This is a genomic window from Halorubrum vacuolatum, from assembly GCF_900188065.1.
GTDB lineage: Archaea > Halobacteriota > Halobacteria > Halobacteriales > Haloferacaceae > Halorubrum > Halorubrum vacuolatum.
Genome location: NZ_FZNQ01000003.1, coordinates 56,605 through 78,849, shown reverse-complemented (window position 1 = coordinate 78,849; position 22,245 = coordinate 56,605). Strand labels below are relative to the sequence as shown.

Sequence of the window (22,245 nt, the reverse complement as noted above, 5' to 3'; positions counted from 1 at the left end):
CCTCATCCGTCCGCGCGAAGCTCCTGCCACGACCAGACGAACCGCTGGAGGGCAGTGACGTGGGTGAAGATCGCGAAGAAGACGACCGACCACTCCACGAGCGTGAGGTCGTACAGAACGGGGTTACTGAACGCGGCCACGGCCGTCACCGCCCCGACGATCACGAGGATGTCGGCCCGGCCGAGCAGTCCCCCATAGATCCGGCCGAGCCCGAGCGCGTCGCCCTGCGTTCCGAGATAGGCGGTGAGGAGGACGCCGGAGACGGCGGCCATGCCCAGGAGGTACTGTCCCGTGCCGACCGCGAGCCCGCCGAGCACGAGCACGTCGCCGTAGCGGTCGAGGACGTGATCGAGGAAGTCGCCGAACTCGGAGTCGGTGCCCGTCGAGCGCGCCACCGCCCCGTCGAGCACGTCGAGAAACCCCGTAAAGAGCACGAACGCGGAGGCGGCGAGATACCACGACGGGTCCGTCCCACCCCGAACGAGCGCGTAGGCCGCCATCGCGGCGGTGCCGATGGAGGTGATCGTGATGACGTTCGCGGAGAGCCCGAGCCGCGTCGCGAGGGCGACGAAGGGTGTGATTGCCCGGTTCGAGAGGGGCCGGAGTTTATCGAGGGTCATCCGGCCGATCCACCGCCGTCAGGGGAGCGGTACCCACCATCTTGGTATCGCTGGGCTCCGCGATCGATCGACATTCGTTATACCCGGTACCGCCGCACGCCTCATAAGTCGGTCGGGGGCGGGGCCGGAGCCGGCGGAAGCGACGACGACGAACGCCCCGGGGACGGAAGCGACGACACCGAATAAAATGGCACCAACCGGACGCGACGTCCGCGATCGGGGACCTCCGGGCGCTGGCCCGGGGGCGTCAGCCGGCGATCCGGCCCGTTACCGGTCGGCTTCGGTCACCGGGATCGAAACGGCGTGGTCCGCCCCGTCCGACCGGTCGGCGACGGCGTCCAACTCGCGGCCGCCGTCGGGAAGTAATCGACCGCCTCCGGGCGTCAGGTCATCGATCATCGCGCCGGCGATGTATCCCGTCGCGCCGCCGAACCCCGAGGCGATCCCGGCGGCAACCGGTCCCGCTCTGGAGCCGATGCTCGCGCCGATCGTCGCGCCGGCCTTCGCTCCCGAACGTGCACGTGCCCGGCCGCCGCGGGTAAACGGGCAGAGTGAGTTTCGTTTGGGCATCAATATCATGGTAGTACTGGACACACATGAATGCTCCGTGGGGACGACCTCACGGAGGTGTCGGATGCCCCCAACGGGAGATCAGGGAGCGCCACGACCACGAATTGAGGCCGGCCGAAGATACATTGCCCCCGGAGCCGATCGATAACGTATGCCATCGCGAGCGACCGGACGGTTCTCCCCCGTCGCCCTCGCGTTCGCCCTCCTCACCGTCGGCGGCGGGGCTGGTGCCGGCCTCCTCGCGAACACGAGCGTCGGGACGTTCCTCGGCATCCTCGTCGGCGGGTTCCTGCTCGGCCTCGCGCTCACTCGCCGGCCGCTTGTCGAGGCGACCGTCGCGGCGGTGGCGGCGAAACTCGTCGTCCTCGCCGCCGCCGGGGTTCCGGGGGCCGGCGTGCTGGGCGCGGTTGCTGCGCTCGGATCGATCGGCCCGGCATCGCTCGCGATTTCGCTTGCGCTCGCGGCCGCGGCCGGCGGCTTCGGTGCACATCTCGGGTCCGACCTCCGCGACGGGCTCACGACGCCGCTCGAGGAACAGGGGTCGAGCGGACCCTCGATAAAGACGGGAGACCCCACGAACGAGACGATAACAGGCAGGAACCAAGCGACGCCCGAGGACGGGACGCCCGAGGACGACCGTACGACAGCGAGCGAGTCGGGGGCGGAGTCGAAGCTGGAACGGGAGCCGGTTCGGTAGTCGGCGGATATACGAGGCGGCGTTCGGCGACCGTGTGAGTCGTCCTCAAGGTTTTATGTTCGTCTACACGTAACGTTGTCAATGACGGATCGGTCCTGGTCGAGACGGGAACTGCTCAAAAGCGCCGGTGCCGGCGCGCTCGCGCTCGCCGCGGGTGCCGTGATTCACGAGCGCATGTCGACGTATATCGTCGGGACCGACTCCGACGCCGGCGTAACCGCCGCCTCGTCCGTCTCGGACACCGATCCCCTCCGGATCGACCTGCGGGCGCACACGCCGTGGCAGCTCGTTCGCGGGACCTTCTCTTCGGCCCGCGTGGAATCGTTGACCTCCAGGGACGACGTCGCCTTCGTACAGCCCGATCGGTGGCTGGAGACCGCCTCCGATCCGTCGGATGACGGAGGCGATGACGGGGACGAAGACGATGACGGGGAGGAAGACGATGACGGGGGCGAAGACGATGACGGGGGCGAAGACGACGGGCGGACGGTTCCGTGGGGAACCGCCCGCATCGGCGCGAAGACGGTCATCGAGGACGGCCGACGGGCGGACGGCGTCGACATCGGGATCATCGACAGCGGCATCGACGCGACACATCCCGACCTCGAGGACGCCGTCGCCCCGCCGACGGACGAGGACGCACATAAAGCGTGGGTGAAGTGTCGCGGTGGCGACTGTGAGCACCCGTGGTCCGACGACGGTGGCCACGGGACCCACGTCGCGGGGACGGCCGCGGGCGCGAGCCGGTCCGACGGGACCTTGAGCGTCGCGCCGGGCGCGACGCTGCACGCGTTGAAGGTGTGTGGCGGGCTCGGACGGTGTCGAACGTCCGCGGTCGCAAAGGCGGTGCGGTACGCCGCGGACCAGGGCTGGGACGTGGTGAACCTGAGCCTCGGATCGCCACAGGAGTCGCCCGCGCTGCAGGCCGCCGGCGAGTACGCTCTCGAGGCGGGCGTCATGCTCGTCGCCGCCGCCGGCAACCGGGGACGGGCCGACTCCGTGGGCTACCCCGCCGCGTACGACGAGTATCTCGGCGTCTCCGCGACGACCATCGACGACGGGATCGCCGGCTTCTCCAGCCGGGGGCCGGGTGTCGACATCGCGGCACCGGGGGCGGACATCTGCGCGCCCGTCCCGGGCGGCTATGACACCTTGGACGGCACGTCGATGGCCGCCCCACACGTCGCCGGCGCCGCCGCACACGCCATCGGCGACGGGGCATCCGCGGCCGAAACGCGCGTCGCGCTGCTCGAAACCGCGGAGGACCTCGGCCTTGAGGAAACCGAGCAGGGAGCCGGACTGGTCGATGTCGCCGCCCTGCTTGGCGAGGAGCACGACGGCGGCACCGGCGACGGCGTGAGCTGTCCGGCCGGACTCCCGGATTGAGCGGGAGCGTTCCACAACGGGGTCAACGCTTTTGAATCATCGACCCGGGGATGAACACATGACCGTAACACGCTGGGAGACGGAGCCCCTCGCGCCGGTTCAGGCGCGCCCGGACTGGTTCGATCACGAGGATGCCGGCGGACGCGTTCGGTTTCTGGACGCGGAGGGGTCGATCCCGGACGGCCGTTCGGACTCGCCGGACCTCATCGCCCGCGCCGATTTCGACGCCGATCGGCTGCTGTATCTCGCCGGCGGCGGCCCCGATGCGGGGTGTCATCGGCTCGTCGTCGATGACGTGACCCTCGACGGCGAAGCGCTTTCCATCGACGCGCACGTCGAGTGCGAGTCCGGCATGGCCGCGCAGGTGATCACCTATCCAGCCGCGGTCCTGTGGGTCCCCGACACCAAGGCGACCCGGGTGACCGCCTCGATCACCGACGGCTGGGACCGGACGCATACCGACACGGCGAGCATCGGCTGATGGTGACCGACGGGGATAGATACGGGCTCACGAAAGCCGGTAGGCGCGAATACGGGCGGTCGCGATCCGCCCGTCATCGGCCCCGTGATCCCTCTCCACGTCGCCGCTCGTGTCGGCCCCCGCCTCGCCGACGACGACCTCGTAGGCCGCCGTTCGACCGCCGGTGTGGACCTCCTCGGCGACCGCCCGAAGCGTCGTGCCGACCTCGACCGCGTCGAGATACGAGATGTTCCCCTCCAGCGCGACCGTCTCCTCGCCACGCGAGTTCGCGGCGGCCGCACACGCGGCGTCCGCGAGCGAGTGGATCGCCCCGCCGTGGGGGATCCCGTGAAAGTTCGTCAGCGCGGGCGTGATCTCCAGTTCGGCCTCGGCGTAGCCCGGTTCGAGCGCCGTCACCTCGATCCCGAGCGTGGCGCAGTACGGGTCCTCGGCGATTCGCGCACGGATCTCGTCGATCGACTCCTCCATGGAACACCCACACGGGTGCGTCGAATGTAGCTGCCGGTGATCCGACCACCCCCATCGGTTCGGGTCGAACCGTCCCGCCGGCGGCCGGGATGATCCGCATCGATGGATGATCCGCATCGCTGGATCATCCATCGATCCGGTTGGGAACGTTTATGCACCGACATCCGGTATCGCCGTCCATGTCGATCACGTTGCCCGGGCCGACGCTCGGGGTCGTGGGCGGGGGACAGCTCGGTCGGATGCTCGCGGAGGCGGCGTCGCCGCTCGGCGTCGAACTCATCGTCTTGGACCCGACGCCGGATCCACCGGCCGCGCCGGTCGTCCGCGACACCATCGTCGCTGACTTCGACGATCCGGAGGGGATCGACGCGCTCGCCGAGCGGGTCGATGCGCTCACCTTCGAGATCGAACTCGCCGACCCGGATCTGCTCGCGGAGGCGGCCGCAAAGCACGATATTCCGGTTCATCCTGACCCGGACACCCTCAGGACGATTCAGGACAAACTCGTCCAGAAGGAGGCGCTCGCCGAGGCCGGGATCCCGGTCCCGGAGTTCGTCGGGGTCGCGACCGCCGAGGGGCTCGAACGCGTCGCCGAGGAGTTCGGCGGCGTCATGCTCAAAGCCCGCGAGGGAGGGTATGACGGCCGGGGAAACGTCCCGGTCGAGGAGCCGACCGACGCAGCTGACGCGCTCGCGGAAGTCGGCGGTCATGCCATGGCCGAGCGACTGATCCCCTTCGAGCGCGAACTCGCCGTCATGGGCGTCCGAGGTGCGAACGGCGAGACGCGAACCTATCCCGTCACCGAGACGCTCCACCGCGAGGAGATCCTCCGGGAAAGCATGACGCCCGCGAGGGCGGCCGACCCCGTCGTCGCCGAGGCCGAGTCGATCGCCCGCGACGTCCTCGAACAGCTCGACGGGCGTGGGGTCTTCGGGATCGAACTGTTCGAGACGCCCGACGGCGACATCCTCGTCAACGAGATCGCCCCCCGGCCGCACAACTCCGGCCACTGGACGATCGAGGGGGCAGCAACCTCCCAGTTCGAGAACCACGCGCGCGCCGTCCTCGGCTGGCCGCTCGGTCCGACGGATCTCCGCACGCCAGCCGTCACGGCGAACGTCCTCGGCGACGTGGACGAACCAAGGCCCGCGACGCTCCGGGGCGTCGAGACCGTCCTCGACGCGCCCGACGCCGACCTGCACTGGTACGGCAAGGACGAGGCGCGTCCGTTGCGAAAGATGGGACACCTAACCGTGACCGGGGATGAAGGGCCGCAAAACGGCGGGGATCGCGAGGCGCTGCTCGCGCATGCACGAGAACTCCGAGACGCCCTGACGTTTCGGGAGTAGCGGACGGAGGTTTTCGCGTGAACTAGCGAACGCACGGCCCCCGCGAGAACACCCGTCGCACACGCGACACGCTTTCGCACGGATGTGTGAGTTTTAAGCTACGGGACGCCGACGCTCGTGCATGGGATTCGACGAGATGGACGTCGACACGATCTGGAAGAACGGGGAGTTCCTCGACTGGGAGGACGCGACGACCCACGTTCTCACACACGCCCTCCACTACGGCAGCGGGGTGTTCGAGGGGGTTCGCTGTTATGAGACCGAAAAGGGGCCGGCGGTCTTCCGCTGGGAGGAACACCTCGACCGGCTCTTCGACTCCGCGAAGCTGTACGAGATGGATATCGAACACGATCGTGAGGAGATCACGGAGGCGACGCTCGAGCTCCTCCGCCGGCAGGACCTGACCTCGTGTTACATCCGGCCGATCGCCTACTACGGCTACGATTCCCTCGGCGTCTCGCCGGGGGACTGTCCGACCGACCTCGTCGTCGCCGCCTGGCCATGGGGAACGTACCTCGGCGAGGAGGCGCTCGAGGACGGCGTCGACGTCATGGTCTCCTCCTGGCGAAAACACGCCTCCTCACAGATCCCGACGAACGTGAAGACGACGGGGCTGTACGTCAACTCGCTGCTCGCCGGCGAGGAGGCCCGTCGAAACGGCTACGTCGAGGCCATCGTCTTAAATAAGGAGGGGAACGTCGCCGAGGGGCCCGGCGAGAACATCTTCATGGTCAACGACGGCGAGATCTACACCACCGGCCCGGCCCAGTCGATCCTCGAGGGGATCACCCGCGACACCGTGATCACGCTCGCCCGCGAGCGGGGCTACACGGTCCACGACGAGGCGGTCATCTCCCGCGGACAGCTCTACACGGCCGACGAGCTCTTTTTCACCGGCTCGGCGGCCGAGGTGACCCCGATCCGGACCGTCGACGACATCGAGATCGGGTCCGGCAGCCGTGGGTCCGTCACCGAGGAGCTGCAGGGGGCATTCTTCGATCTGGTCGAACGGCGGACCGACGAGCACGACGACTGGTTCACGTATTTATAAGCGGTCCACGATCGGTGAGCGGTCCACGATCGGTGAGCGGTCCACGATCGGCGGCGGCACCCCCGCCGGGCGTCCGACGGGGATTTTTATTCGGTGCCGACGGAACGACCACCGTGAGCGTCGTCGTCGCGATCAAGCCCTCGGCGCGAAAGCGCAACGCGAAGGTCGGCCTCCTCGTCTTCGAGGAAGGGTCCGAGCATGCCTTCGAGAGCCGAGCGGCCGCCGAGCGTTGGGCCGACTCCCTCTCTGCAGGCGACGGCCACGTCTGGATCGCGAGCGCGCATCCCGCGGACGCCGGCGACGCCGACTGTTATCTCGTCTCGCGGGCGACGAACGCCAAGTTGGAGGCGGCCTACGACAAGCGACGGCGTCGCCTCCGTGGCGGGGATGGAGCCGAACAGGAGTCGCTCGGCGGTCGACCGTAGCGGATCAGCAGAGACAGAACGTCGAGCCCTCCAGTCCGTCGTACAACCCCTCCGAGAGGTATTTTAAGCCGGTATCACACGCGATCGTGACGACGCGCTCGTCCGGGTCGCGCTCGGCGGCGATCCGCCGGGCGGCCGCGACGTTCATGCCCGTACTCGTGCCGACGAGCAGCCCCTCCTCGGTCGCGATCTCACGGACGCAGTCGATCCCCTCGCGGTTGGGGACCGTGTGGACACGGTCATAAAGCGCCGGGTCGACGAGTGGCGGCGACCCGACGATGGCGGTCCCTTGCACGCTGTGTTCGCCGGTCGTCCCGTCGGTGAGGACGGGGGATTCTGCCGGCTCGACGACGGAGACACGAACGTCGGCGTCGGCCGCTCGCAACGCCCGTGCGGTGCCCATCGCACAGCCGCCGGTGCCGACGGTCATGACGAACTCGTCGACGTCCGGGCGTTCCGCCAGGATCTCCCGGCCGAGCGCCGCGTAGCCGTCGAGCTGGTCGGGGTTCTCGAACTGGTTCGTAAAGTACGCGCCCGTCCCGTCGGCGATCCGCTCGGCCGCCGCCCGGAGGTCCTCGAAGAGGCCGTCGTAGGGAGTCCCGTTCGGCGTCTCGACGACCTCGACCCGCGCCCCGAGCGCCCGCATCGAGGCGACCTTCTCCTCGGCGACGCAGTCGGCGGTGACGACGGAGAAGGGGTGATCGAGCGCCGCACAGACGAACGCGAGGCTCGATCCGGTGCTCCCGCCCGTGAACTCAACGACCGGCTCGCCGGGTGCGAGATCCCCGCGCTCGCGGGCGGCCTCGATCATGGCGAGCGCCATGCGGTCTTTTAAACTCCCGGTCGGATTTGCGCCCTCCCATTTAACCGAGATGGCGGCACCGTCCGGTGGGGAGAGCGTCGGGAGGTCGATCATCGGCGAGTTGCCGATCGCCGAGAGCGCGCCGGGCGACGCGCTCGCGTCCTCGGCTGCATTCGGGGATATTTCGTCGCCGTGTGCATCCGCATCGTTGGACACGTCGGTGGAAGTCATCTGGATAGCTGCACCCACGCGGCGAGGTATCTAAAACCACGGGGAGCAGGCCGGAAGCGGATCACAATACAGGGGCAGAGAATTAGTAATCTGTATGAACTCAGATAGCCATTTTATAACAATGGTTTTTATACTTTGCGCGCTGAGTTACTAATACGATGGCACACAGCTGCACCTCATGCGATGCAACGTTCGAGTCGGTCGCCGCGCTCACCCAACACCTGCCGCTGCACCACGACATCTGTGCGGTCTGCAACGAGGCCTTCGACGGCATCGATGCGCTCCGCGAGCACGTCCACGGCTCCCACTGACCGACGACGGATCCCTTTTATATTATTCGCGCCCCGGAGCCGACGCGCTACCGATCCCTATCGGAGGTCCGCGGTGTCCACCACCGAATGGGGAACGTTCCGCTCACGGAGACGGGCGGTGTGTCGGGGCACGTCGTCGCCGACGGCGACGAGCAGCACGTCGAGCCCGCGGAGCGCGGCCTCGGCGACGGCCTCGACGGTCCCAAATCGAATATCCGGGTCAAGCTCCGCCCGGCGGACCAGCGCATACGCCTCCGTGCCGGCGACGGCGAGCAGTCCGTCCCGCAGCGCGCGGTCACGGAGCGCCGCGGGCGACGGAGTGGGTCCGTCGGCGACCGCGGGAACCGGCAAAACGGTCACGCGGCCGGTCTCGTAGTCGACGAACCCCTCGAAGTCGGTGACGCCGACGGCCTCCCCGCGCTCCCCGTCGGCGATAACGACCGCGGTGGCGCCCCCGCCAGCCGGATCGGCGTGAAGGACGCCGTCGCGCATCACCAGGCCGACCTCGTCGCCCTCGTGAACGTCGGCGAGCGCGACCGCGGCGTCGACCGCGACGCTGCCCAGGACGTCCGAGCTCACCCGATCGAGGTACGTCTCCAGTGCGTCCGTGCGGGAGATGAGCCAGTCGACGCCCTCCTTCGTCACCTCATACCGCCCGCGACCGCCCGTATCGACATAGCCGGACTCGACGAGGTCACGGACGTACTCGCTCACCGCCTGGGAGGTGACGCCGATGGTGTCGGCGATCTCACGCTGGCTCACCGCCGGCTGGCGGGCCGCGATCTCCACGAGCACCTGATAACGCGTCGCGTCCCGTTTGCTGTCGAGGAGGGCCGGCGGCCCGTCGCTACTCGGTCCGTCCATCGTCCGCGATTCGTCCCCATTGCACAAAACGCTACCGTCATCTCACGTCAGCGGTTGTGTAATTAACCCGATGAGCGACGAGGGAGACAACTACGGTTGTGATCCGGCGGCGGCCGACGCGACCCCCATGTCGGACTCACGTCGCATTCACGTCGGACTCACGTCGCATTCACGTCGCACCCACGAACTCTTTTGACGGTCGCTCGAAGGGCCGGTATGACCGAATCAGCCCCGAAGGACGCCGGCACCGTCGCCATCGAGGACCGCGACCGACTCGCACGGACGCCGGCACACGCGCTCGCGCTCGACTGTCTGAGCGCCGGGATCGAGGCCGCCCATCCGCGTGCGCTCGTCGAGGAGTCGATCGACGTCACGGACGGGAGGCTCTCCGTGCGGACCGTCGACGGGACCGAAGCGAGCTACGACCTCGACGCGTACGACCGGGTCGTCCTGCTCGGCGGGGGGAACGCCGCCGGAACCCTCGCGGCCGCGCTGGAGGACGTCCTCGGCGACCGGCTCGCTGCGGGCGTCGTCGTGACGGATGCACCCGTCGAGACACAAATCGTCGAACAGTGCCGCGGCGATCACCCGATCCCGACCGAACGTGGGGTCCATCACACCCGGCGCGTGCTCGACATGGCGAGTGCGGCCGGTCCCGACGACCTCGTGATCGCCGGGATCACCGGCGGGGCCAGCGCGTTGCTGGCGGCGCCCGCTGCGGGGATCGAGCTACCCGCCCTGCGCACCGTCACGAACGCGCTGATCGCCTCCGGGGCGACCATCGCCGAGATCAACGCCGTCAGGAAACACTGCTCGGATGTGAAGGGGGGTCGGCTCGCGCGCGCCGCCGCACCCGCGACGGTCGTGACCCTGGTCGTGAGCGACGTCGTCGGCGACGATCCGAGCGTGATCGGCAGCGGGCCGACCGTCCCCGATCCGTCCACCTACGCGGAGGCCCTCGACGTGCTGGACCGATACGGGATCGATGCGCCCGCGGCGATCGGGACACACCTTCAGGCGGGAGGCGCGGGCGACCGTCCGGAGACGCCGGTAGCGGGGGATCCGATCTTCGATCGCGTCGGCGTACACGTGATCGGCAACGGCCGCACCGCGATCCGTGCCGCACGCGACGTCGCGACCGCCGCCGGCTATCGGGCGGTCACGCTCGCGGGCGATGTGGAGGGCGAGGCGAGCGACGTGGGAGGGGTGCACGCGGCCATCGCGACCGAGTGTCGACGGGAGGGGGGTGTCGCCAAACCGCCCTGCGTCCTCCTGTCCGGCGGCGAGGCGACCGTCACGCTCGGCGACGATCACGGCGTTGGCGGGCCGAATCAGGAGTTCGCGACCGCCTGCGGGCTCGCGATCGAGGCGCCCGGAATCGTCGTCGCCGCGGTCGACACCGACGGGATCGACGGGCCGACGGACGCCGCCGGCGCGCTCGTGGACGCGAGCACGTTCGTCGACCGTAGGGACGGGGATGACGGCGAGGCCGATAACGACTGCGAGGGCGGGGACGACGGCGAGGCCGATGACGACGCCGCCGTCACCGTGGATGCCGCCCGCGCGGCGCTCGACGGCAACGACGTGACCACAGTACTGCGGGACGCGGGCGCGCTGCTCGAGACGGGCCCGACCGGGACGAACGTGAACGACCTCCGCGTGATCGTCGTGGAGGGGAGAAACTGATCGGAGGGACTACTCCGACAGCGAGAGCGAGGCGAGAAGCGCCTCCAGTTGCACCTGTTCGTTCGCCCCCTCCGCGATCCGATAGTCCGCCTCGCCGACCCGCTCCATCAGCCGAACCGCCTCCCGTTCGGAGAGCCCGAACTCCCAGACCGAGCGGTGGATCTGGTCGATCACGTCGCCGCCGGCCATCCCGGTCTCGGTCAGAAGCGAGTCGAGCGTCGCCCGCGCCCGCGTGAAATCGCCGTCGAGCGCGTCGGTGATCATCCCCTCGATCGCCTCGGGACGGGCGGTGGCCGTAATGGCGTATACCGCCTCCTCGTCGACGACCTCGCCCGTGGTCGCCGCCGCCTGCAGCGAGTTGATCGCCCGGCGCATGTCGCCGGCGGCCGCGTAGACGAGCGCCTCGACGCCGTCGTCGGTGATCTCGATCCCCTCCGCGACCGCGATCTCGCGGACCTGCTCGGCGACGGCCTCGTCCGAAAGCGGCGAGAACCGGAAGACCGCACAGCGGGACTGGATCGGGTCGATGATCTTCGAGGTGTAGTTACACGAGAGGATAAAGCGGGTGTTATCGGAGAACTGCTCCATCGTCCGGCGGAGCGCCGCTTGCGCGTCCGAGGTAAGCGAGTCGGCCTCGTCCAAAAAGACGATGCGGAACTCGCCGCCGAAGGAGGATCGCGCGAAGCCCTTGATCCGATCGCGAACGACGTCGATCCCGCGCTGATCGGAGGCGTTGAGCTCCAAGAAGTTTCCGCGCCAATCCTCGCCGTAGATCTCGCGGGCGATCGCCGTCGACGCGGTCGTTTTTCCCACTCCAGCAGGACCTGAAAACAATAGGTGCGGCACGTCGTCCTGCTCGATATAGCTCTGGAGGCGCTCGACGATCTCCTCCTGCCCGTGGATGTCGGAGAGCCGCTGTGGCCGGTACTTCTCGATCCAGATCTCCCGTCCGGTGGCGCTCGCCGCCGCCGGCGCTGCGGGATCGCTCATATGAAATCGAGGGGGCGGTAGGGTGATAAACGCCCCGAGAGCGCGACGGACACGACCCCGTTCACTCGCCCGCTTCAACCGGATCCATCGCCGCGCGGACGGCCCGCGAGAGCGCCGCGATACCGCGCTCGATCGCGTCGGGGTCCGCCTCGCTGAACGAGAGCCTGGCGTGTCGGCGACCGCGGTCGCCCGAATAAAAGGAGCTTCCCGGGAGGTAGGTAACGCCCTCCGCGATCGCGTCGTCGATCATCGCCTCGGTATCGATACCTTCGGGGAAGGTCACCCAGACGAAGAAGCCCCCGGACGGCTCGCTCCACGTCGTCCCCGGCGGCATGTGTTCCGAAAGCGCCGCGAGCATCCGGTCGCGACGGGGCTCGTAGGCCGCACACAGCCCCTCGATGGCGGTTTCGAGCCGGCCATCCTCACAGTATGCGGCGATCACGCCCCGAGTGAACCGGTTCTCGCCGCCGGCGTCGACCCGCCGAAGCTGTTCGATAACGGGCTCGTCGGCGATGATCCACCCGGTCCGCACGCCGGGGGCGATCGTCTTCGAGAAGGTGTCGACGCGGATCACCCGCCCGTCGGGATCGAACGTTCGCAGCGACGGCGGCTCCTCGCCGTCGTATCGGAGTCGACCGTACGGGTCGTCCTCAAGGACGACGAAGTCGTATTCGACGGCGAGTTCGACGAGCCGTTCACGGCGCTCCGCGGCCAGCGTCGCCCCCGTCGGGTTCTGGAAGTTGGGGATCGTATAGCACAGCTTCGGCAGGGCCTCCCCGGCGGCCCGACGCTCCGCAAGCGTCGTGGCGAGCGCGTCGACATCGAGGCCGTCGGCGTCGACGTCGATCCCCTCGATATCGACGGCATAGTTTCGCAGGAGCCGGAGCGCCCCCATGAACGTCGGCCTCTCGACGACGACGAGGTCGCCGGGATCGAGGAACGCCTGACAGACCGTGTCGATCGCGTGGGTCGCGCCGTTGGTGAGGTGGACCTGATCGCTCGTGCAGTCGATCCCTCGCTCGCGGGCGCGTCCGGCGATGATTTCGGGAAGCGACGTCGCATAGCCGGGACCGGTGTACTGCAGTGCCGTGTCGGGATCGGCCGTAAAGAGCGTCTCGACCGCCTCAGACAGGTCCTCGAGCGGGAAGGAGTCGGGGAACGGGAAGCCGAAGCTGAGCGGGACCGCATCGGGGTCGGTGAAGGAACGCCACGCGCCATAGCCCTCCCCGTCCATCGTCCCCCGGATGGGTCGTGAGAGGAGGTGTTCGACGCCGGCCGAGTCGTCGTCGATGGTCATCCGGTGTACGTGGCGTGCGGAAGGTCAAAGGTACATCCGTCGGCGACCGAATTGCCGGATCTTTGTCGAGGTCGGCGGTCGGGTGGACGGGCGGTCGGGGAAGTGGAGTCAAGGGGATGGATCGATCATCGGGACACGCCGAACAGATCTCCGCGTCCCTACTCGAACTCCTCGATCAGCGCGGGGACGACGTCGAAGAGGTCGCCCACGATCCCGTAGTCGGCGATATCGAAGATCGGCGCGTTCGGGTCGTTGTTGATCGCGATGATCGTATCGGAGCCCTTCATCCCCGTGACGTGCTGGACCGCCCCGGAGATGCCGACCGCGAGGTAGACGTCCGGGGTGACGACTTTCCCCGACTGGCCGACCTGCCGGTTCTTCGGCAGCCAGCCACTGTCGACGATCGGTCGGGACGCGGAGAGGGTCGCCCCGAGCGCCTCCGCGAGCTCCTCGGCGAGTTCGAGGTTGTCCTCGTCCTCGATCCCGCGTCCGACGGAGACAAGTACGTCGGCGTCGGCGATGTCGACGTCGCCGCCACCGACCTCCTCGAAGCCGGCCACACGAGCGCCGGACTCGACGGCGTCGATCGCGGCCGACTCGACCGCCGCGTCGCCCTCCCCCGTCGCCGGCTCCCACTCCCCTTCGCGGATGGTGAGCGCGTAGCGGTCGCCGTCGACGGCGACGGTCGTTTCGACCTTCGAGCCGTACATCTCGCGCGTGACGGTCAGCCCGTCGTCGTATTCGAAGTCGATCGCGTCCGTGACGAGCGGGAGGTCGTGCTCCTCGGCGACCGCGGGCGCGTAATCGAGGCCGTTGACGGAGTTCGGCATCACCACGGCCGCGGCGTCCGTGTCGTCGAGCATAGCCGTGATGGCGGCCTGATACACGTTGTGATCGAACTCCGCGCCCGCCGCGACGGTGTGGATGGCGTCGACGCCCTCCCGGTTCAACTCGTCGGCGAAGGCGTCGACGTCGCCGGCGACGACCGCGAGATGGAGGTCGCCGCCGAGCGCGTCCGCCAGCTCCCGGCCGGCCGTGATGACCTCGGCGGAGACATCGCGGAGTTCGCCGCGGCGGTGTTCGGCGACGGCGAGCACGTCGCTCATGACGCACCCACCCCCTTCTCACGGAGGACCGCCGCAAGGCGGGCGGCGGCCTCCCCCGCGTCGCCTTCGATGAGCTCCGCGTCCGACTCGCTTTCGGGCTCGTACATCGAGGTGAGCGTCAGGGCGCTCTCGACGTCCTCGGCGGTCAGTCCGAGGTCCGCGAGGGTCGTCGCCGCGATCTCCTTCCGCTGGGCCTGTCGGATTCCACGGAGGCTCGCATAGCGGGGCTCGTTGAGTCCGGTCTGGACCGTGAGCACGGCGGGGAGGTCGACCTCGGTCAGCTCCTCGACGCCGCCCTCCAGCTCGCGGTGGACGTGCGCGACCCCCGCGTCGGCATCGAGGTCGAGGTGGTTGACGACGGCGGCGTGTTCGAAGCCGATCCGCTCGGCGAGTGCGACACCCGTTGCCCCGAAGCCGTCGTCGGCCGCCTGCACGCCCGAAAGGACCAGGTCCGGCTCCTCCTCGGCGACGACCGCCTCGAAGACGTCGACCTTCGAGGACACGTCGACGAATCCCTCCGCGAACGTGTCGTCCCAGATGCGGACCGCCCGGTCGACCCCCTTCGCGAGCGCCATGCGGATCGTCTCCTCCGCGCGTTCCGGGCCGATCGTGACGCCGACGACCTCGTCCGCGATCCCCGCCTCCGCGAGCTGGACGGCCGCCTCCACCGCGTAGTCGTCCCACTCGTTGAGGTCGTGTTCGAGGTCGCGCTCGGCGATCCCGGTCCCCTCGATCGTGAAGTCGTCACCGGCCGACGCGACCTCCTTGACGGTTACGAGAACCTTCATGATCGACACTCCGGCGGATGGGATGTAAGGGCTTTCGGAACCGGTCGTCGGTGGTTGGGTGTTGATCCGTCGGAGTCACCGTAGCGAACCGGAGAGGTGCTTACTTCCGAGGGGTTAGACGGTACCGCTACCCGTATCGCCGGCCCCCTCGGACTCCCCGGTGTCCGTCCCGTCGGTCCCATCCGGAAGGGAGATGAGGTTCTCACGCCCGAGCCGGAGCTTCTCGATACGCCCCTCGTCGGCCATCCGCGAGAGCAGTTGTGAGACCTTCGCGTCGGACCAGCCGGTCTCGCGAACGATCGCCGCCTGCCGCATCCGCCCGCCGTTGCGGTCGAGGAGCCGTTCGACCCGTTCCTCATCCGAGAGCAGCGAGAGGTCCTCCTCCGGATCCGGAGCCGTATCGGCGGCCGCCCCGGCAGCCGCAGCGGTGGAACCGGCTCCATCCCCGGCCGCCGGATCCGTCGACGACCCGGCCGCCGCGTCCGTCCCCACCCCGGAATCGCCGTCCGCGGGAACCGACCCGTCGGGCGGGGCCGCACCGCCATCGCCGCCGTATCGACGGTATCCGAGGAGCCCGCCGGCGATGATCACGGCCGCGACGATGAGCCCGCCGACGATCAGTGTCCACGACGTGTCCTCGGTCCCGCTCACGCCGGTCGGCGAGTAGACCACCTCGACCCGGTCATCCGCATCGAACGTGCGTGGCCCCTCGATGATCACCGCGTTATCACGGAGCGTGACGGTCGCACCGGGCGTCCCGGAGACGGTGTAGCCGTTCGGGGGAGTCACCTCGATCGACTGTGCGTCCTCCAGTGAACGGACCCAGGTCCCGTTGGTAGGGGTCGTGAGCGCATCGCCCAGCACCAGGTTTTCGCCGTCCTCCTCGAGGAATGCCGTCCACGTGAACGTTAAGCGAAGTTCACCGACGGCGACCGCGTCGTCCGAGACGTCCATCTCGTCGATCGCGTCCGGATCGTCGTGGACGGTCGCCGTGCGTTCTGCGTCCTCGATCGCCATCTCGCGCTCCGTGTACTCGCTCGCACCGGCCGCGAAGTTCTCGAAGCGGGCCTCGTTCGGCCCGATGTCCCCATCGAGGAAACGGTCGCTGACGGTCTCGAAGGCGGCCGTCTCGTTGGCGTCGGTGAGTTCGTACCGCACGATCACGGTCCATTCCGCGTCACGGTTCGAGTCGAGATCGATCCGCATCTCCGTCTCGGTTCGTGGATCGAATTGGATCGACGACGGGGCGGAATCATCGAGCGCGTGATCGTCGGACACAGCTGAATCGGGATCACCGAGCGCGTGATCGCTGGACACAGTCGGGGACGCCGCGGTCCCGGCGGTCAATACCGGATCATCGGTCGTAGCGGATGTCGTGAGCATCGTCGTCGTATCCGATGACACCGTGGAGGGGCTTGCCGCGTCGCTCGCGACGACGCCGCCCGCGGCCAGCGCGACGGCGAGAAACGCGATGAGGAGGAGGTGAAAGGCGGGACACCGCATACACCGTTCCGTCTCGGCGCCCGGGCAAAACGCTTTCCATGAACGGGGGAGGGTTTTTCAGCGATGCCGATAGAAGGTTGGATCATGCGAACCCTCCCCGTCCTCGTCGCCCTGTTGATGCTGATCGCGGGAGGCGTCGGTGTGGTCGCCTCGGTCGGCGGGGTCGCCGAGTCACCCGTCGAAGATGACCCGATCGTCGACGCGGCGGTCGGGCAGACGAACGTCGGTAGCGAGGAGACAGTCGATCGGACGAACGTCGGTAGCGAGGAGACAGTCGATCGGACGAACGGAAGCGACGAGGTCACGCTGGAGCGCCTCGAGGAGGTTGAACCCGGAGGCACCTTCCGGGTGCTGGCGACGCCACCGGGCGCGACGGTAACCGGCGGCAGCACGCTACACGACGCGAACCTCGGGACGACGATGGAACTGGACGTCAACGACGTCGATGCCGCGATGAAGACGGAGGTAGTGAGACGGCACGTCGAGAACGCCGAGACGGACGACGACCGACAGCGCCGGATCCTCGCCGAGATGAACCGGATCGAACGGGACGAAGAGCGGCTCCACGAGAGACAGAGCGATGCGGTCGACGCGCACGCGAACGGCGAGCTCTCCGACCGGGAGCTGCTCGATGAGCTGATCAGGATCGCGGCGATCGCGGACGAATACGACGAGCGGCTCGACGCCTTGGACGACCTCGCCGCGGAGACGGAGGGAGTAACCACGCCGGATCGGCTCGATGAGCTGCAGATCCAGCTGGAGATCTACGAAGGACCGGTCCGCGAGGAGGCGCTCGACGCCGTCCGCGGCGAGACGGGCGGAAGCGAGATTCACGTCGAGACCAGCCAGGACGCGGTCGTCCTCGCGATGATCGACGAGGGCGCCGATCAGTACGTACGCGAGGTCATTCGTGACGACCGCTGGGACCGCGGCGGTGGGGAGATCACGAGCGATCGGGCGATCAACGTGACCGCGGAGAGCTACCCCGAAACGACCGCACTCCGTGAGCCGGACGCCTTCGGCGCGGGCGCGGTCCACCGGGTGACCGTCGACCACGAGTTCGGCGAGTTGCGAACCTTCGTCAGCGGGGGAACCGATCAGGTGTTCGTCGAGCAGCAGCGGATCGACCTCGCGGAGTTCGCCGACTTCGAACCCGTCAACACGGTCGGAGACGGATTCAACGTGACCGTCGACCGGAGCTACGCGGGCGGCCCCGTCGTCGTCTCGGTCGCCGACGCCGGCGATGAGGAGCCGGTGGAGGGCGTCACGGTGACGAAAAGCATCGGCGGGGGCGACAGCGAGGCGATCGGGACGACCGATGCCGACGGCACGGTGCGAACCCTCTCGCCCGCGGAGGCGTATCGGATCACCGTCGTCGACGAGCCACAGGTGGCCGTGATCAATGGGATCGAGCCGACCGAGATACCGCGGCTCACCGACGACCAGCAGCCGGAGGAGACCGAGGACGAAGGTTCCTGATCGGGTCGCGGGACCGCCGCTCGAATGACCCTTTTTATCCGATGACGGCACAGTCGGCCGTGTGAGGAACCGGATCGGACGGACGGAGCGAACCGAATCGACGGCGTCGCCCGGGAGCGGCGTGGGGAGCCGGGCGATCGCGCCGATCGGTGTCGTGCTCCTCCTCGCCATCGGTACTGTCCTCGCCGGCACGGTCGCGACGGCTGCGTTCGGGGCGACGACGGCGGTTCCGGACGGATCACCGACCACGGTCGCGATCGATGCGACGGCCGAAAGGGATCGGATAACCCTGACACACCGGGCGGGCGACCCGATCGATGTCCGTGACCTCGAGGTGCGGATCCGGGTCGATGACGAGCCGCTCGCACGGCAGCCGCCGGTGCCGTTCTTTTCGGCGATCGGCTTTCGTTCGGGGCCGACGGGACCGTTCAACGCCGCGAGCGACCCCGACTGGGTCGCCGGCGAATCCGCCTCGGTGGGCGTCGCGGAGACGAACGCACCGAGGGTCACGCCGGGACGGACGGTCGAAATCGAGTTGCTCGTCGACGGGCGGAGGGTAGCGCACGCGGAAGCGGTCGTGAAACCGGGATGAACGACGCCGGAGAAGCGGGGGGAACGGACCGTGAACCGTCCGTTACTCCTCGGGGACCTGTGCGACCGTCGTGATCGCCCGTGGGCTCTGCGGCGTGGCGCGCTGGATGTGGTGTTCGAAGGTCTCGAAGCCCGCCTCGGTGAACATCCGGTCGGCCTCCTCCTCGTCATAAAAGAGCATGATGGCGTCGGCAACGCGCTGGAGGACCCGGTTGTGCGGGTAGTCCGGGCCGACGACGAGCGCCTGCCCCCCGGGTTTCGCGACACGGCGGATCTCCGAAAGCCCGGCGACCGGATCGGGCCAGTACTCGATGGAGCCCGAGGACCACACGATATCGAAGGTGTCATCGGCGAAGGGAAGCCGTTCGGCGTCGCCACGATAGAAGTGTACGCGGTCGTGTTTGCCGAACTTCTCGAACGCCTTCTCCATCTGGTGGATGCTCTGATCGAGCCCGTGAACGTCGTCGGCGTGTTCGAGCAGCCCCATCGTGCCGAATCCGGTTCCGCAGCCCACGTCGAGGACTTTGTCGTCCTCGCCGAACTCCAGCCACGAGAGCGCCTCCGAGCGCATCTCCTCGGTCCAGTTGAAGCGGTTGACCTGATCGTAGACCTTCGAGAGGTATTTATAAAAAAGCCGGGCGTTCGATTTGTCCTCGAGGATCCCCATTTGGCCGCACTACGGTCGCCCGTCAAATAACGACACGGATCCGCGGGCGGGTATTTATAAACGAGAGGGGACGAAAGGTGGAACGTCCCCCTCGAGGATCCACCCGAATTAAACCGTTACGGGTCGATCCCCGACTATGCAACCGACGACGACCGGTCGGTTTCGTGTCCACGACCGTCGACCGCGGCCGGACGTCGCCGAGGCGACCGAGGAGTTCGTCCTGGTCGAGATCCCGCCGGACCCGATCGACCCGAACGCACCCGAGTCCGCGGACGCTTTCGACCCGATCTTCGTGACGGCTGAAGGATACGACGGCGATCTCGAGGCAACGATCGACGCCCTCGCGCCGGGCGTCGTCATCGATGGGACGCTGGCGTGGGACGACGGGACCGCGCGTTTCACCGAGGTCGAGACGGTGAGGGAGGACCGCTTTCGGTTCGCCGGGAACATCGAAGGGATCTTCGAGGCGGCCGTCGAGGCGTGGAACGCGATCCGTGCGGACGGCGAAGCGTTCGGCTCGGTGACGACCCGATCGACCGACGGCGAGCCGAACGGCGCGCTCTACCTGTTCGCGGACGGTCCCGGCGGCGACACCTTCGCCGAGCTACGGGCTGGAAGGATCCCGATCGAGCCGCTCGTCGCCCGCGTGAACGAGCGGCTCGACGACGACCGGCCGCGGGAGGTGTTCGTGTTGCGGCCAGCGGACCATCCGTTCGTCCTCGTCCACGTCGTCTTCGATCGGGACGGCGTGCTCGCACGGACGATCCGGGACACCTACGACCTCGGAAGCGGACTTGCGGCAGGACTGGACGATGGGGATGAGGAAACTGCCGGCGACGATGGAGCGGATGATGATGGGACCGTCGAGGACGACGCTGATGAGGACGGGTCCGACGACTTCGACCTTCGGGATCGCCTCTGATCGGACCGAAAAGCGTAGACAGTTAAGACGTTCAACGCGGTAGCAGGGCTATCGACCCGCTCGATCCGCACCGGAAAGCGACTGCACCCCACGAGGTGACCGGCGGGCATGAGTTGATCGCCGCTGGAACGGTCGGAACGGTCGACATCGCGACGTTTCAGGTCAGCGTCTTCGTCCTCCTCCTGTTTCTCGCGGCGGGCGCGATGGCGATCATCGGCGCCATCAGCTGGCGCAACCGTGACGTCACCGGAAGCGATGGGTTGCTCGCGCTCGTCGGCGGGATGATCCTGTGGGCGGTGTCCTACGCCCTCCAGATCGGGAGTACCACTGAGGCGACGGCGATCTTCTGGGCAAACGTCAATCACATCGCCGCCGCGGCGGTTCCCGTCGCGTGGATCGTGTTCGCGCTTCAGTACACCGGTCGCGGCCGGCTCGTTACCCGGTACACCGTGGGGGCGCTGTCGGTACCCGGAACCGTCTATGTCGCGCTCGTGTGGACGAACCAAACACACGGGCTTATCCGTGAGTCACGGGGACTGGAAGCGGTCGAGGGGACCACGCTGTTGCTGCTCGATCAGACGTTCGGGCCGGCGTTTTGGGCGCACGCGGCCTACGGCTATGCGCTCATGGCCGCGGGCGTCGTCCTCTTTGCACAGCTGCTCACGTGGGTCCCACAGGTGTACCGCAGGCAGGTATGGCTGCTGCTCATCGGCGCGCTCATCGCGATGGTCACGAACGTCGCGTTCCATGCGGACGTGTATGCGCCACAGCGGCTTGACCTGACGGCGTTCAGCTTCGTCGGCACGGGCGCACTGTTCGCGGTCGCCATCTACCGCTACCGGTTGCTGGATCTCACGCCCGTCGCCCGCGAGTTCGTCGTCGACACGCTGACCGAGGGCGTGGTGGTCGTCGACAGAAGCGGCCGGATCGTCGACTACAACCCGGCTGCCGCCGAAATTCTCGGGGGCGGTGGAGAAGATGCACCGGCGATCGGGAGACGGATAGCCGAGGTGTTTCCACCGTATGTGGCACACGACGAGACGGGGCAGGCAGCCGGCCGGGGGATCGGTCGAACGGACGGTATGGAGCGGGGACGGACGGTCGACGGAGAGGCGGATCGAACGATCGACGGGAAGGAACTCGTGTTGGCGTACACCATCGCGCCGCTGTATGATCTGGGTGGGGACCACATCGGCCGGACGGTCACGATTCGCGACATCACCGAAACCCATGTCCTTAGAGCGGAGCTGGCCGCACAGCTCGAGGACGTCATCCGGAGCAACGCGGAGCTGGCGGCGTTCACCGGGGCCGTCTCACACGACCTCCGCGGCCCCGCCCGAACCACCGAGCGGTACCTCGCCCGGTTGGCGACCGAGGACGAGGGGACGCTTTCCGCGGAGCAGGTCGAACTCATCGAGATCGCTCGCGCCAACGCGACGCGGATGCAGCGGATGATCGCGGACCTCCTCGAGTATTCCTACGTCGGGGCCGACGCGGCGACGTTCGAGCCCGTTCGACTCGACCGCGTCGTCGCGGATGCCCGCGAGAGCCTCCGGTTCACCATCGAGGAGGCGAACGCGACGGTGATCGTGTCGGATCTTCCCACCGTGTACGGCGTCGAACATCTCCTCCGACGGGCGTTCCAGAACCTGATCGCGAACGCCATAGAGCACGCCGATGAGCCGGCACCGACGGTCCGGATCGCCGGCGAGCGCGACGGGACAGACCACGTCGTGACGGTGAGCGACGACGGCCCGGGGATCGACCCTGCGGCGCTTGAATACGTCTTCGAGCTGTTCTATCGAGCCGACCCGGCGGCGTCATCCGGAACCGGAATGGGCCTCGCGCTCTGTCGAAAGATCATCGAGGAGCACGACGGGAGCATCGAGGTCGACTCCGTACAGGGTGAGGGAACGGCAGTCACGATCCGGTTGCCGCGGACGGCGGACGGGTCGTGATCG

Annotated in this window: 24 protein-coding genes; 13 read left to right on the top strand and 11 right to left on the bottom strand. The window is 68.1% G+C overall.

The window, feature by feature from the left end; translation table 11 throughout:
- Window positions 1-2 precede the first annotated feature (2 nt).
- Window positions 3-620: a CDP-alcohol phosphatidyltransferase family protein gene (locus CHB65_RS04525; protein WP_089383873.1), complete on the bottom strand. Its 618-nt coding sequence runs from the start codon at window positions 618-620 to the stop codon at window positions 3-5.
- Between the two features lie 267 nt (window positions 621-887).
- Window positions 888-1,190, bottom strand: a complete 303-nt coding sequence (locus tag CHB65_RS04520; RefSeq protein ID WP_089383872.1) for a hypothetical protein — start codon at window positions 1,188-1,190, stop codon at window positions 888-890.
- A 151-nt stretch (window positions 1,191-1,341) separates the two neighbouring features.
- On the opposite strand from CHB65_RS04520, the gene CHB65_RS04515 reads away from it, so the two are divergent.
- The 3 genes from CHB65_RS04515 (at window position 1,342) to CHB65_RS04505 (ending at window position 3,754) form a co-directional block, all read left to right on the top strand.
- Window positions 1,342-1,887: a hypothetical protein gene (locus tag CHB65_RS04515; protein WP_089383871.1), complete on the top strand. Its 546-nt coding sequence runs from the start codon at window positions 1,342-1,344 to the stop codon at window positions 1,885-1,887.
- Window positions 1,888-1,968: 81 nt separating this feature from the next.
- The gene (locus CHB65_RS04510; protein WP_089383870.1) at window positions 1,969-3,273 is read left to right on the top strand and encodes a S8 family serine peptidase; all 1,305 of its coding nucleotides are present in this window, start codon (window positions 1,969-1,971) and stop codon (window positions 3,271-3,273) included.
- A 58-nt stretch (window positions 3,274-3,331) separates the two neighbouring features.
- The gene (locus CHB65_RS04505; RefSeq protein ID WP_089383869.1) at window positions 3,332-3,754 is read left to right on the top strand and encodes a hypothetical protein; all 423 of its coding nucleotides are present in this window, start codon (window positions 3,332-3,334) and stop codon (window positions 3,752-3,754) included.
- Between the two features lie 27 nt (window positions 3,755-3,781).
- On the opposite strand, the gene CHB65_RS04500 is transcribed toward CHB65_RS04505, so the two are convergent.
- Window positions 3,782-4,222, bottom strand: a complete 441-nt coding sequence (locus CHB65_RS04500) for a PaaI family thioesterase (protein ID WP_089383868.1) — start codon at window positions 4,220-4,222, stop codon at window positions 3,782-3,784.
- A 179-nt stretch (window positions 4,223-4,401) separates the two neighbouring features.
- On the opposite strand from CHB65_RS04500, the gene purK reads away from it, so the two are divergent.
- The 3 genes from purK (at window position 4,402) to CHB65_RS04485 (ending at window position 7,047) form a co-directional block, all read left to right on the top strand.
- Window positions 4,402-5,571: a 5-(carboxyamino)imidazole ribonucleotide synthase gene (gene purK, locus CHB65_RS04495; protein ID WP_089383867.1), complete on the top strand. Its 1,170-nt coding sequence runs from the start codon at window positions 4,402-4,404 to the stop codon at window positions 5,569-5,571.
- A gap of 121 nt (window positions 5,572-5,692) precedes the next feature.
- Complete coding sequence (locus CHB65_RS04490; protein WP_089383866.1) at window positions 5,693-6,622, top strand: branched-chain amino acid transaminase; 930 nt, start codon at window positions 5,693-5,695, stop codon at window positions 6,620-6,622.
- A 113-nt stretch (window positions 6,623-6,735) separates the two neighbouring features.
- On the top strand, window positions 6,736-7,047 hold the full coding sequence (locus CHB65_RS04485) for a hypothetical protein (protein WP_089384044.1): 312 nt from the start codon (window positions 6,736-6,738) through the stop codon (window positions 7,045-7,047).
- Window positions 7,048-7,051: 4 nt separating this feature from the next.
- Here the strand turns inward: CHB65_RS04485 and CHB65_RS04480 are convergent, their stop codons facing one another.
- Window positions 7,052-8,080 carry a PLP-dependent cysteine synthase family protein gene (locus CHB65_RS04480; protein ID WP_089383865.1) on the bottom strand — a complete coding sequence of 343 codons (1,029 nt, stop codon included), beginning with the start codon at window positions 8,078-8,080 and terminating at the stop codon, window positions 7,052-7,054.
- A 158-nt stretch (window positions 8,081-8,238) separates the two neighbouring features.
- On the opposite strand from CHB65_RS04480, the gene CHB65_RS04475 reads away from it, so the two are divergent.
- Complete coding sequence (locus CHB65_RS04475; RefSeq protein WP_089383864.1) at window positions 8,239-8,391, top strand: C2H2-type zinc finger protein; 153 nt, start codon at window positions 8,239-8,241, stop codon at window positions 8,389-8,391.
- A gap of 57 nt (window positions 8,392-8,448) precedes the next feature.
- Here the strand turns inward: CHB65_RS04475 and CHB65_RS04470 are convergent, their stop codons facing one another.
- A complete protein-coding gene (locus tag CHB65_RS04470) occupies window positions 8,449-9,255 on the bottom strand; it encodes a DUF7839 domain-containing protein (protein WP_089383863.1) in 807 nt (268 codons plus the stop codon).
- Window positions 9,256-9,325: 70 nt separating this feature from the next.
- Here CHB65_RS04470 and CHB65_RS17875 point away from each other — a divergent pair, with 70 nt between their 5' ends.
- Together CHB65_RS17875 and CHB65_RS04465 are read left to right on the top strand one after the other, a co-directional pair.
- Window positions 9,326-9,451 carry a hypothetical protein gene (locus tag CHB65_RS17875; RefSeq protein ID WP_281251549.1) on the top strand — a complete coding sequence of 42 codons (126 nt, stop codon included), beginning with the start codon at window positions 9,326-9,328 and terminating at the stop codon, window positions 9,449-9,451.
- Window positions 9,452-9,471: 20 nt separating this feature from the next.
- On the top strand, window positions 9,472-10,941 hold the full coding sequence (locus CHB65_RS04465; protein WP_089383862.1) for a glycerate kinase type-2 family protein: 1,470 nt from the start codon (window positions 9,472-9,474) through the stop codon (window positions 10,939-10,941).
- Between the two features lie 9 nt (window positions 10,942-10,950).
- Here the strand turns inward: CHB65_RS04465 and CHB65_RS04460 are convergent, their stop codons facing one another.
- From CHB65_RS04460 to CHB65_RS04440, 5 genes are all read right to left on the bottom strand, one after another.
- On the bottom strand, window positions 10,951-11,931 hold the full coding sequence (locus CHB65_RS04460; RefSeq protein WP_089383861.1) for a replication factor C small subunit: 981 nt from the start codon (window positions 11,929-11,931) through the stop codon (window positions 10,951-10,953).
- A 61-nt stretch (window positions 11,932-11,992) separates the two neighbouring features.
- Entirely contained in the window at window positions 11,993-13,228 is a 1,236-nt protein-coding gene (locus CHB65_RS04455; protein ID WP_089383860.1) for an aminotransferase-like domain-containing protein, read from the bottom strand.
- A 158-nt stretch (window positions 13,229-13,386) separates the two neighbouring features.
- Window positions 13,387-14,334 (bottom strand): electron transfer flavoprotein subunit alpha/FixB family protein, encoded by a 948-nt coding sequence (locus tag CHB65_RS04450; RefSeq protein ID WP_089383859.1) that lies wholly within the window; start codon window positions 14,332-14,334, stop codon window positions 13,387-13,389.
- Window positions 14,331-15,122, bottom strand: a complete 792-nt coding sequence (locus tag CHB65_RS04445; protein ID WP_089383858.1) for an electron transfer flavoprotein subunit beta/FixA family protein — start codon at window positions 15,120-15,122, stop codon at window positions 14,331-14,333. The genes CHB65_RS04450 and CHB65_RS04445 overlap by 4 nt, the downstream gene beginning before the upstream one ends.
- Window positions 15,123-15,236: 114 nt before the next feature.
- Window positions 15,237-16,625, bottom strand: a complete 1,389-nt coding sequence (locus CHB65_RS04440) for a helix-turn-helix transcriptional regulator (RefSeq protein ID WP_089383857.1) — start codon at window positions 16,623-16,625, stop codon at window positions 15,237-15,239.
- Window positions 16,626-16,709: 84 nt separating this feature from the next.
- Here CHB65_RS04440 and CHB65_RS04435 point away from each other — a divergent pair, with 84 nt between their 5' ends.
- Together CHB65_RS04435 and CHB65_RS04430 are read left to right on the top strand one after the other, a co-directional pair.
- Window positions 16,710-18,104, top strand: coding sequence for a DUF7096 domain-containing protein (locus tag CHB65_RS04435; protein WP_089383856.1), 1,395 nt, complete (start codon window positions 16,710-16,712; stop codon window positions 18,102-18,104).
- A 61-nt stretch (window positions 18,105-18,165) separates the two neighbouring features.
- Window positions 18,166-18,696, top strand: coding sequence for a type IV pilin (locus CHB65_RS04430; protein ID WP_245809901.1), 531 nt, complete (start codon window positions 18,166-18,168; stop codon window positions 18,694-18,696).
- A gap of 42 nt (window positions 18,697-18,738) precedes the next feature.
- Here the strand turns inward: CHB65_RS04430 and CHB65_RS04425 are convergent, their stop codons facing one another.
- Complete coding sequence (locus CHB65_RS04425; protein WP_089383855.1) at window positions 18,739-19,362, bottom strand: methyltransferase domain-containing protein; 624 nt, start codon at window positions 19,360-19,362, stop codon at window positions 18,739-18,741.
- A gap of 136 nt (window positions 19,363-19,498) precedes the next feature.
- On the opposite strand from CHB65_RS04425, the gene CHB65_RS04420 reads away from it, so the two are divergent.
- Window positions 19,499-20,284 carry a DUF6663 family protein gene (locus tag CHB65_RS04420; RefSeq protein WP_089383854.1) on the top strand — a complete coding sequence of 262 codons (786 nt, stop codon included), beginning with the start codon at window positions 19,499-19,501 and terminating at the stop codon, window positions 20,282-20,284.
- Window positions 20,285-20,379: 95 nt separating this feature from the next.
- A complete protein-coding gene (locus tag CHB65_RS04415; protein WP_218818916.1) occupies window positions 20,380-22,242 on the top strand; it encodes a sensor histidine kinase in 1,863 nt (620 codons plus the stop codon).
- The last annotated feature ends 3 nt before the right edge of the window (window positions 22,243-22,245 follow it).

What these genes read in the sequence shown, in the direction of transcription:
- CHB65_RS04525 (WP_089383873.1), bottom strand. Translation starts at nt 620, where the DNA reads ATGACCCTCGATAAACTCCGGCCCCTCTCGAACCGGGCAATCACACCC.
- CHB65_RS04520 (WP_089383872.1), bottom strand. Translation starts at nt 1,190, where the DNA reads ATGCCCAAACGAAACTCACTCTGCCCGTTTACCCGCGGCGGCCGGGCA.
- CHB65_RS04515 (WP_089383871.1), top strand. Translation starts at nt 1,342, where the DNA reads ATGCCATCGCGAGCGACCGGACGGTTCTCCCCCGTCGCCCTCGCGTTC.
- CHB65_RS04510 (WP_089383870.1), top strand. Translation starts at nt 1,969, where the DNA reads ATGACGGATCGGTCCTGGTCGAGACGGGAACTGCTCAAAAGCGCCGGT.
- CHB65_RS04505 (WP_089383869.1), top strand. Translation starts at nt 3,332, where the DNA reads ATGACCGTAACACGCTGGGAGACGGAGCCCCTCGCGCCGGTTCAGGCG.
- CHB65_RS04500 (WP_089383868.1), bottom strand. Translation starts at nt 4,222, where the DNA reads ATGGAGGAGTCGATCGACGAGATCCGTGCGCGAATCGCCGAGGACCCG.
- purK (WP_089383867.1), top strand. Translation starts at nt 4,402, where the DNA reads ATGTCGATCACGTTGCCCGGGCCGACGCTCGGGGTCGTGGGCGGGGGA.
- CHB65_RS04490 (WP_089383866.1), top strand. Translation starts at nt 5,693, where the DNA reads ATGGGATTCGACGAGATGGACGTCGACACGATCTGGAAGAACGGGGAG.
- CHB65_RS04480 (WP_089383865.1), bottom strand. Translation starts at nt 8,080, where the DNA reads ATGACTTCCACCGACGTGTCCAACGATGCGGATGCACACGGCGACGAA.
- CHB65_RS04475 (WP_089383864.1), top strand. Translation starts at nt 8,239, where the DNA reads ATGGCACACAGCTGCACCTCATGCGATGCAACGTTCGAGTCGGTCGCC.
- CHB65_RS04470 (WP_089383863.1), bottom strand. Translation starts at nt 9,255, where the DNA reads ATGGACGGACCGAGTAGCGACGGGCCGCCGGCCCTCCTCGACAGCAAA.
- CHB65_RS17875 (WP_281251549.1), top strand. Translation starts at nt 9,326, where the DNA reads ATGAGCGACGAGGGAGACAACTACGGTTGTGATCCGGCGGCGGCCGAC.
- CHB65_RS04465 (WP_089383862.1), top strand. Translation starts at nt 9,472, where the DNA reads ATGACCGAATCAGCCCCGAAGGACGCCGGCACCGTCGCCATCGAGGAC.
- CHB65_RS04460 (WP_089383861.1), bottom strand. Translation starts at nt 11,931, where the DNA reads ATGAGCGATCCCGCAGCGCCGGCGGCGGCGAGCGCCACCGGACGGGAG.
- CHB65_RS04455 (WP_089383860.1), bottom strand. Translation starts at nt 13,228, where the DNA reads ATGACCATCGACGACGACTCGGCCGGCGTCGAACACCTCCTCTCACGA.
- CHB65_RS04450 (WP_089383859.1), bottom strand. Translation starts at nt 14,334, where the DNA reads ATGAGCGACGTGCTCGCCGTCGCCGAACACCGCCGCGGCGAACTCCGC.
- CHB65_RS04445 (WP_089383858.1), bottom strand. Translation starts at nt 15,122, where the DNA reads ATGAAGGTTCTCGTAACCGTCAAGGAGGTCGCGTCGGCCGGTGACGAC.
- CHB65_RS04440 (WP_089383857.1), bottom strand. Translation starts at nt 16,625, where the DNA reads ATGCGGTGTCCCGCCTTTCACCTCCTCCTCATCGCGTTTCTCGCCGTC.
- CHB65_RS04435 (WP_089383856.1), top strand. Translation starts at nt 16,710, where the DNA reads ATGCGAACCCTCCCCGTCCTCGTCGCCCTGTTGATGCTGATCGCGGGA.
- CHB65_RS04425 (WP_089383855.1), bottom strand. Translation starts at nt 19,362, where the DNA reads ATGGGGATCCTCGAGGACAAATCGAACGCCCGGCTTTTTTATAAATAC.
- CHB65_RS04420 (WP_089383854.1), top strand. Translation starts at nt 19,499, where the DNA reads ATGCAACCGACGACGACCGGTCGGTTTCGTGTCCACGACCGTCGACCG.